This window comes from Fulvivirga marina (genome assembly GCF_016775155.1).
In the GTDB taxonomy this organism is placed as follows: domain Bacteria; phylum Bacteroidota; class Bacteroidia; order Cytophagales; family Cyclobacteriaceae; genus Fulvivirga; species Fulvivirga marina.
In genome coordinates this window covers 352,151-360,732 of sequence record NZ_JAEUGD010000058.1, presented here as the reverse complement: position 1 = coordinate 360,732, position 8,582 = coordinate 352,151, and the positions used below count along the sequence as shown (strand labels likewise).

The 8,582-nt window shown below is 38.9% G+C and carries 5 protein-coding genes and 2 rRNA genes (1 of these 7 cut by a window edge); 4 read left to right on the top strand and 3 right to left on the bottom strand.

Annotated elements, in window-relative coordinates; genetic code table 11:
* The 4 genes from JMN32_RS17895 to JMN32_RS17880 form a co-directional block, all read left to right on the top strand.
* Nucleotides 1-713 (top strand): 23S ribosomal RNA (locus JMN32_RS17895); it begins 2,178 nt to the left of the window's first position.
* Nucleotides 714-788: 75 nt separating this feature from the next.
* Nucleotides 789-900, top strand: a 5S ribosomal RNA gene (rrf, locus tag JMN32_RS17890).
* Between the two features lie 116 nt (nucleotides 901-1,016).
* Nucleotides 1,017-3,737, top strand: coding sequence for a hypothetical protein (locus JMN32_RS17885; RefSeq protein WP_202857724.1), 2,721 nt, complete (start codon nucleotides 1,017-1,019; stop codon nucleotides 3,735-3,737).
* A 9-nt stretch (nucleotides 3,738-3,746) separates the two neighbouring features.
* Nucleotides 3,747-5,372 (top strand): mechanosensitive ion channel family protein, encoded by a 1,626-nt coding sequence (locus JMN32_RS17880; protein ID WP_202857723.1) that lies wholly within the window; start codon nucleotides 3,747-3,749, stop codon nucleotides 5,370-5,372.
* Here the strand turns inward: JMN32_RS17880 and bioA are convergent.
* The 3 genes from bioA to JMN32_RS17865 are packed head-to-tail and all read right to left on the bottom strand — an operon-like array spanning nucleotide 5,369 to nucleotide 8,365.
* Entirely contained in the window at nucleotides 5,369-6,640 is a 1,272-nt protein-coding gene (gene bioA / locus JMN32_RS17875) for an adenosylmethionine--8-amino-7-oxononanoate transaminase (RefSeq protein WP_202857722.1), read from the bottom strand. The genes JMN32_RS17880 and bioA overlap by 4 nt on opposite strands.
* Entirely contained in the window at nucleotides 6,624-7,241 is a 618-nt protein-coding gene (gene bioD, locus JMN32_RS17870) for a dethiobiotin synthase (RefSeq protein ID WP_202857721.1), read from the bottom strand. Before bioD ends, bioA begins: the two co-directional genes overlap by 17 nt.
* The gene (locus JMN32_RS17865; RefSeq protein WP_202857720.1) at nucleotides 7,238-8,365 is read right to left on the bottom strand and encodes an aminotransferase class I/II-fold pyridoxal phosphate-dependent enzyme; all 1,128 of its coding nucleotides are present in this window, start codon (nucleotides 8,363-8,365) and stop codon (nucleotides 7,238-7,240) included. Before JMN32_RS17865 ends, bioD begins: the two co-directional genes overlap by 4 nt.
* Between the last annotated feature and the right edge of the window lie 217 nt (nucleotides 8,366-8,582).

Sequence of the window (8,582 nt, the reverse complement as noted above, 5' to 3'; positions counted from 1 at the left end):
TGTTGAAATACCACCCTTCATTTACGTGATGCCTAATCCCAACCATGGGAGACATTGTTTGGTGGGTAGTTTGACTGGGGTGGTCGCCTCCAAAAGAGTAACGGAGGCTTCCAAAGGTTCCCTCAGCACGCTTGGTAACCGTGCGAAGAGCGCAATAGCATAAGGGAGCTTGACTGTGAGGCCAACAAGCCGAGCAGGGACGAAAGTCGGGTATAGTGATCCGGTGGTTCCGCATGGAAGGGCCATCGCTCAAAGGATAAAAGGTACTCTGGGGATAACAGGCTGATCTCCCCCAAGAGCTCACATCGACGGGGAGGTTTGGCACCTCGATGTCGGCTCGTCACATCCTGGGGCTGGAGAAGGTCCCAAGGGTTGGGCTGTTCGCCCATTAAAGTGGCACGCGAGCTGGGTTCAGAACGTCGTGAGACAGTTCGGTCCCTATCTGTTGTGGGCGTAAGAAATTTGAGAGGATCTGTCCTTAGTACGAGAGGACCGGGATGGACTGACCTCTGGTGTACCGGTTGTAGTGCCCACTGCACCGCCGGGTAGCTATGTCAGGAAGGGATAAGCGCTGAAAGCATCTAAGCACGAAACCCACCTCAAGATGAGATTTCTTTATAAGGAACGTTATAGACGATGACGTTGATAGGCTGCAGGTGTAAAGACAGAGATGTCAAAGCTGAGCAGTACTAATTACCCGTAAACTTTCTCTAGGGCCTATGCCCGTCATTCTTTCACAACAATATGTCAAGATATTAAACTGGTTATAAAGTAGCCGGTAAAGATTTTATGGTGACTACAGCGTAGGGGTCCACCTCTTTCCATTCCGAACAGAGAAGTTAAGCCCTACAGCGCCGATGGTACTGCAATAACATGTGGGAGAGTAGGTCGTCGCCAGATTTTATCAATGAAACCCTGTTCATTATGAACAGGGTTTTTTGTTTTATAGACCTTACATATATTTCTCTTCTGCTTTTAAGGCATTTTATATTACTTTGCGGAAAACAACAAATTTTGTGAGAAAAACAGCATTAGTAATAACCATCGGAATAGTCTTATTTATAGCAGGTTATCTCTTCTATGAGAAATGGTATGGCAGTGAATCTACAAGTTTATGGAATAATGTGCCTAACAATGCAGTGTTAGTGTTTGAGTCTAAAAACGTGGTAGAGTCTTGGAATGATCTGCTTGAAACTTCGTTATGGAATTCGTTGAAATCAATAGAGTCATTTGAAAATATTAAAAATGATCTTATAATTCTTGACAGTATTGAATCTGGTAGTGTTGCAAGCCTTTTGCAGCAGAATAGTCTAATATCAATGCATGTTACAAAGAAAAATGATTTTGATTTTATTTTTTACATAGATTTTAGTCTGGAAAAAAATCAAAGAGTAGCCACTAAATTGTTAGACTACTTTAAGGATAATACGGATGTTCGGTTTTCAGAAAGAATTTATCAGGACTATAATATCTCTGAGCTAACGCTTGATAACCATACCTTCACTTATTTTATTAATAAAAATGTTTTCATTGGAAGTTTTACATCTTTTTTGGTCGAGGATGTCGTGCGTTTGGTGAACGACGGATATAAGAGTGGTTTTAAAGCAAATAATGTTCAGCTGTACGACATGCCTAAACTGGCCAATGATGATGGTAACATTTATATTAATATGGAAACCGCTTCGCTGTGGCTGAGTTCTTTTATGAGCGCCGAGCACAGAAAATCACTTAAGGAGTTGGGAGTTTTTGGGCAAGCTTCTTTTTTTGACTTAGATATTTCTGACACAGGGGTTTTGTTGAATGGGTTCACTAGTTATGATACTAAGTCTGATTTTTTATCTACATTCAACACACAAATACCTGTAAGGGGAGATCTTAAATATTATATACCCAATAGAGCTTCGGCTGTTTATCGCTTTGGAATTTCTGATGGAGGTAAGTGGAATAATGAACTTGTTAATTATTGGAAGAACAATAAGCCTGGCTTTTTATCAAGGCGGAGTAAGTTTGAGCAGCAGTATGGTTTCACTTTTTCAAAACTGTATAGTTGGATTGAAAATAACCTCGCTTTGGTTAAACTCGAAGCTTTTAGAGGCACTGGTGAGGAGAAACTGGTCTTTATACAGGCGAGCGATGCTCAAGAGGCATTAAATCAATTCAATACTTTTTCAGAATCCCTTGCTGAGGCTAATGGAGACTCTGTATATGTGGAGCGCTTTTCGACTTATGAAATTAGGGAGCTTCAGGTTAGTGACTTTCCTAAATTTACTTTTGGCCCACTATTCGGTGGGTTTGAAGAATGTTACTTCATGCTTTTGGGCGACTACATTGTTATAGGTAACAGTATGTTAACTCTAAAGAGTCTTATAGAGGATATTGAAAATGAAAATACATGGGGACGCTCAGTAGTATTCAATAAATTTTTAGAAAGTAATCTGGAAGAATCAAATGTGTCCGTTACTTTCAATACCAGACGTATTTGGGAAAATCTTATTAACGAGTTAGATCCGGAATGGAAGAATTTTGCACTTAAATACGCGAATCAAATTAAAGGATTTGACCTGGGGTCTATCCAGTTTAGTAAATTGGATGAAAGCTTTTATACGAGTGTGGCTATTCAATACGAAGAGCAGCTTGTTATTAAGGAGAAGCAATCATATGAGGCACTTAAAAGTGCGACATTGAATAATAAAGTCATTACGAAGCCCTATGTGGTGAAAAATCATGTGAATGGAAACCTCGAGGTTGCCGTACAAGATTCTGCTTATAACTTTACATTAATCTCCCAGGATGGAAGTGTGCAGTGGAGCGATTCATTGGGACAACCCATGATATCAGATATTGAGCAAATTGATTACTATAAAAACGGAAAGCTTCAGTATTTCTTTGCGACAAGATCTGCTTTGCATATCATAGACAGGTTGGGAAATTATATTGATGGATACCCGGTGGCAGTTGACGCCAATCTTAAGTTTGCATCAGTGGTTGATTATGACAAGAGTAAAAGGTACAGGTTTTTCCTTGCAGATGAGCGTGGAAATCTTTTTCTGTATAATAAGGAAGGTGTAAGTCTGGAAGGTTGGAACCCTAGAGTACTTACAGGTAAATTGGCCTCAGCACCTTTTCACATCCGGGTTAGGGGAAAGGATTGTATGGTGGCTATTCAGCAAGATGGTATAGTAAATGCCATGAATCGAAGAGGGGAGATGATGCCAGGATTTCCTCTACAACTTGATGCTCGTATTAAGACCAGCCCTTTTATTAATATGGGATCAGATCTTGATAAAACTGTAATTACTATACTTAGTAGGGAGGGAAGGCTAATACATTTTAATCTGAATGGAAAAGTTCTAAGTACGGAGCAACTTTACAAGCCTACAAAGGATACAAGGTTTCAACTTATTCCTGATGCATTGGGTAAGCACTATATAATCTCAAGGCAGGATATGGCCAGGCTTGTTTTGCTTGCACCTGACAACGAGGAGATTTTGGCCAAAGATTACCTAAGCTCAGACCACTTGAATGTTCAGTACTATGACTTAAGTTCAGATCACAAAATTTACGCTGTAACAGATGTAACGCAGAGCTTCACTTATATTTATAACAAAGAGGGACAACTAGTTAACTCAAGGCCTTTTGATAGTGAACAGGAGATAGCACTTATTTATTTTGATTCTACCAAAAAGTATCATGTATATACTATTTCCGGAGATACATTTAAATTGATAACATTCTAACCATCTGAGATGAAAATTTCGACTACTTTTTGCTTATTGATTTTTCTTGTTTTTAATTCAGTGTATGCTCAAAAAGGCTCCACTGATACCCTAGAGTATAGCTTAGCCACTCCCTATCATACGATCCTTACACACTTAGGCTATCTACAAGATGATAACTATCATGCAGCTATAGCAGCTAGATCACTTCACCCTGAACATGTGGAAGGAGACAGGGCTGAGGACTTGGCTATCATGCTTAAACAGGTATTGGATGGTAGGGGGATTATGATCAATTTGGATGAAGTTCCCAGGAAGAGTGACTATGTGGATACGGTTACAAATAAGCGGCGATATTATTTAACGAAGCAGTATCCTGATCTTTATGTTGAAAAAGTAGGTAAGAGATGGTACTTCTCAGGTAAAACCATTAAAAATATACCCAAATGGCATAAAGAGGTGTACCCTTTTGGTACGGATAAGCTTTTGAAGCTCTTACCTTCACTGGGTACAACTAAGGTCTTAGGACTTTATGTCTGGCAGCTAATAGGTGTACTTATTCTAATTCTTTTGTCATTCCTGCTGCATAAGTTATTTACCTTCATTTTTGAAAAGCTAATTATACAACTGCTCTTGAAGTTAGGTTACCAAAAGCTGGCAGATGAAGTGGTCATACCTATTGCTAAACCTATTAGCTTTTTAGTGATATTTCCATTCCTTATTATTTTAGTGCCGGTTTTACAGCTGCCGATCACTATGAGTGAGTATGTTATACTCACGCTGAGGGCGGTTTGGCCGGTCTTTGCTATTGTGTTTTTTTATAGGCTTGTAGATATAATAAGTATCTACCTGAGTAAACTGGCAGATAAGACAGAGAGTACCCTTGATGATCAACTTGTACCCTTGTTGAGGAAAGTGTTGAAGACCTTTGTAGTTGTGGTAGGGGGGTTATTTATTCTTGATAATCTAGAATTTGATATAACGGGATTGATAGCTGGGTTATCTATTGGTGGTTTAGCGTTTGCATTGGCCGCTCAAGATACGATAAAGAACTTCTTCGGATCATTGATGATATTTGTGGATAGACCCTTTCAGGTTGGTGATTGGATAACTTCAGGAGATGTGGACGGATCTGTTGAAGAAGTTGGCTTTCGTTCAACTAGAATAAGAACATTCAGAAATTCTTTAATGTATATTCCTAATGGAGTCATTACTAATCAGATGATTGATAACCATGGTTTGCGTGTATACCGCAGGTTTATGACAACAATTGCTTTAACCTATGATACACCTCCTGACCTTATTGAGATATTCGTTGATGGTCTAAAACAAATAGTAAAAAACCACCCATTTACGAGAAAGGATTATTATGAAATCCATTTGAATGATATGGGAGACTCATCGTTGAATGTATTGTTTTACATATTTTTTCAGGTACCTACGTGGACTGAAGAACTGAGAGCAAGACATGAGATACTACTTGATATCATCAGGTTGGCGGAACGAATAGGAGTGAATTTTGCATTCCCAACTCAAACGTTGCACGTAGAGACTTTTCCTGAGAAAAAGGGGAATTCACCTGAGTATACTAAGAGTACTACTGAGCTTAAAAAGACAGTTGAGGACTTTTTGACTTCTAAAAAATCAAAAAGCTAAAGAGAAGTAAAAAACTCTTCAATTGCAGCATAAACTTTTTCGAGCTCGTCATTGCTTATAACATAGGGAGGAATAATATAAATAAGGTTGCCTAGAGGTCTTAGCAATATATTTCGTTCCAGAAAGAACGGGTATAACTGATTCCTCATTTCGCTGAAATAAGAGCTGTCATTCTCAGTCTCAAATTCAATGGCCAATATGGTTCCTAAGGAACGTATGTCTTTTAACTTAGACGTATGTTCATGTTTTTGCTTAAAACGTTCATGTTGGCTTGTAATACGCTGGATATTATCCTGACATTCTTGCTTCATCAGAAGTTCAAAGCTGGCATTTGCAGAGGCACAGGCAATTGGATTGGCTGTAAAAGAGTGGCCATGCAGGAATGTTTTATACAAGTCTTTAGACATATAAGCATCAACAATTGCATTGGTACATGATGTTACACCAAGAGCCATAGTTCCTCCGGTTAGTCCTTTGGAAAGGCAGATGATATCCGGCTTATATTTTAAATAATCTGAAGCGAATAACTTTCCTGTTCTTCCAAAACCAGTCATCACTTCGTCCGCAATACATATTACACTGTTGTTCTGCGCGTACTGTATCATTTGGTCAAGAAGAGTGGCGTCATAAATACGCATCCCGGAGGCTCCCTGTATGATAGGTTCAAAGATGAATGAGGCAAACTCATTTGAGTCTATCAAATTTTTGAACCTTTCAAGTACCGAAGCTTTATTTGCTTCTGTAGGAAAGTCCACAAACTCTACTTCAAAAAGGTGTTCAGTAAACGGTTTGGTGAAATCACTTCGTTCTCCTACAGACATGGAGCCGAATGTATCTCCGTGATAAGCTCCATCAATGGCAATTACTCTTTTTTTATTAAGCCCTTGGTTATACCAAAACTGAAAAGCCATCTTTAATGCAACTTCAATTGAAGTACTGCCATTGTCTGAATAGAAGATTTTTGACTGATTTTTAGGTAAAATAGATAGAAGGTTTTCGGCAAGGCTTATGGCTGGTTTATGAGTGAAACCTGCAAAAATTACATGTTCTAGTGTCTTGGCCTGCTCAGAAACTTTTTCCGCAATAAATGGGTGAGCATGGCCGTGGATATTGACCCACCAGGAAGAATTAGCATCGATGATTTTCCTGCCATCCTCGGTGTGGAGATACACGCCGCTGGCTGATGTTACGCAGAGGGGATCTGCAACGCCAAGTAAAGGCGTGAAAGGGTGCCAAATGTACTCTTTATCTTTATCCAGCCAATTCATTCCAATTTGCCTTAAGTTCTTTTGCGTATTCATTAACAATTTCTTTGGTGATCTTTTTTTCATTTTTAATATGCAGAATACATTTTACTCCAGCATAATTCTCAATGATCCTTTGAGTTTCCAGGTTTTCAGGACCATTAAAAATTATCCCCTTCAGTGGGTAGCCCCGTGATTTTATAAACTCCAAGGATAGCAGGCTGTGGTTAATACTTCCCAGATAGATATTGCTTACCAAAACTATCTCAGCCCTAAAGTGCGGGATCATGTCAGCTACCATTTCGTTATCGTTAATAGGCACCATAAGACCCCCGGCGCCTTCAATAATAAGAGGTTGATTTGTGTTGGGTAAACTTAATTGATCTATGTGGATATCTACCCCATCAATTTTAGCTGCTGCATGGGGTGACATGGGTGATTTTAAAAAATACTGCTCAGGGTGGATTACTTTCTCAGAAGAAACCAACCCTTTAACGGTATTGCTGTCTGTTGGCCTTCCTGCCTGAATAGGTTTCCAGTAATCAGCATCCAGAGCTTCTACCAAAATAGCTGAGGCCAGTGTTTTTCCGCTGTCAGTTCCAATAGCTGTTACAAAATATTTCATATCAGAGCTGCTAAGCTATGGATCAATCCTGAAATATCATCGTCAGAATTGAAAGTATGAAGACATATCCTCAATCTTTCTTCGCCAGACTTTACAGTAGGAGATAAAATAGGGCGTACATCATATCCTGATGATTGAAGATTGCTAGCAGCCGCTTTAACCCTGTCAATACCGGGAATGATTATGGCCTGAATTGGGTGGTTGCAGGCAGGTCTTTTTAATTGGTCGCCTATCTCTGCTGTAAATAACTTATTGAATAGTTGAATGCGATTTTCAGCTGTTTTTTGAAGATCCTCATGTTTTGCTAAATAGGTAAATGCACCGCTGATGGACAATATGCTATGGGGTGATAGTGCAGTAGTATAAATAAATGGCCTTGAAAAATTTATCAGGTATTCGGCTAAATATGAGTTGCAAACTACGCAAGCTCCATGTATACCCATGGCTTTGCCGAAGGTGTAAATACGTATTAAAATATCCTTTTCCAGACCAAGTTTTACAGCAAGACCACTACCAGATTTTCCTATCAACCCAGTGGTGTGTGCTTCATCAAGAATAATGTGCGAGCCGTACTTCTCTGCTATACCTACAAGTTCTTCCAACGGGCAAAAGTCACCATCCATAGAATATACTGATTCTACAACTATAAAGACATTACCTTCAGAAGAGCGTACCTTTAGCTCTAGGTCTTCAAGATTATTATGTTTGAAGCTTAATCTTTTGGCCAGACTCAGTCTCGCTCCATCTTTGATACTGGCATGAGAAAGTTCATCATAAATGATGGTATCACCACGTTGTGGAATACTTGATAATGCTGCGATATTTGCATTATATCCTGAATTGAAGATTAAAGCTTTTTCTGATCTAAATATCGTACATAGCTGTGTTTCGGTTGTTTCTATCAGAACGGAATTGCCAGACAGCAAACGCGACCCTGTAGACCCGTTTCGATGGGCATTTTCATTTAGAGAATTTATTAATAAAGCCAATTCTCCTGATCTTGCAAGTCCCAGGTAGTCATTGGAGGTAAAGTCAGTAAGATTTCCGGTTAAGGAAAGGGCTCTGTAGGATAAACTTTGTTTTCTTATCTCAAGCTGTCTGTTAAGCCTGTCTTTTAAATTCATACAAACTTTAAATTAACACCTAAGTGTATAGAATTTTATAGCATGTTGAGGTTAAAGTCACTAATATATATTAGAAATTACCCAAATAAAGAAGTAATTAATATACTAGAGGATTGAAATGTGGTGTATATGGAAGTACTATAAACTAATCTTTGTCGAAGTTTTTAAGGAGACACTTTACTGAACTTTTAACAGGCTAGTAAAGTGCCTTGTGTAA

Coding starts and splice junctions, on each gene's coding strand:
- bioD (WP_202857721.1), bottom strand. CDS start 7,241: ATGAAATATTTTGTAACAGCTATTGGAACTGACAGCGGAAAAACACTG.
- bioA (WP_202857722.1), bottom strand. CDS start 6,640: ATGAATTGGCTGGATAAAGATAAAGAGTACATTTGGCACCCTTTCACG.
- JMN32_RS17880 (WP_202857723.1), top strand. CDS start 3,747: ATGAAAATTTCGACTACTTTTTGCTTATTGATTTTTCTTGTTTTTAAT.
- JMN32_RS17865 (WP_202857720.1), bottom strand. CDS start 8,365: ATGAATTTAAAAGACAGGCTTAACAGACAGCTTGAGATAAGAAAACAA.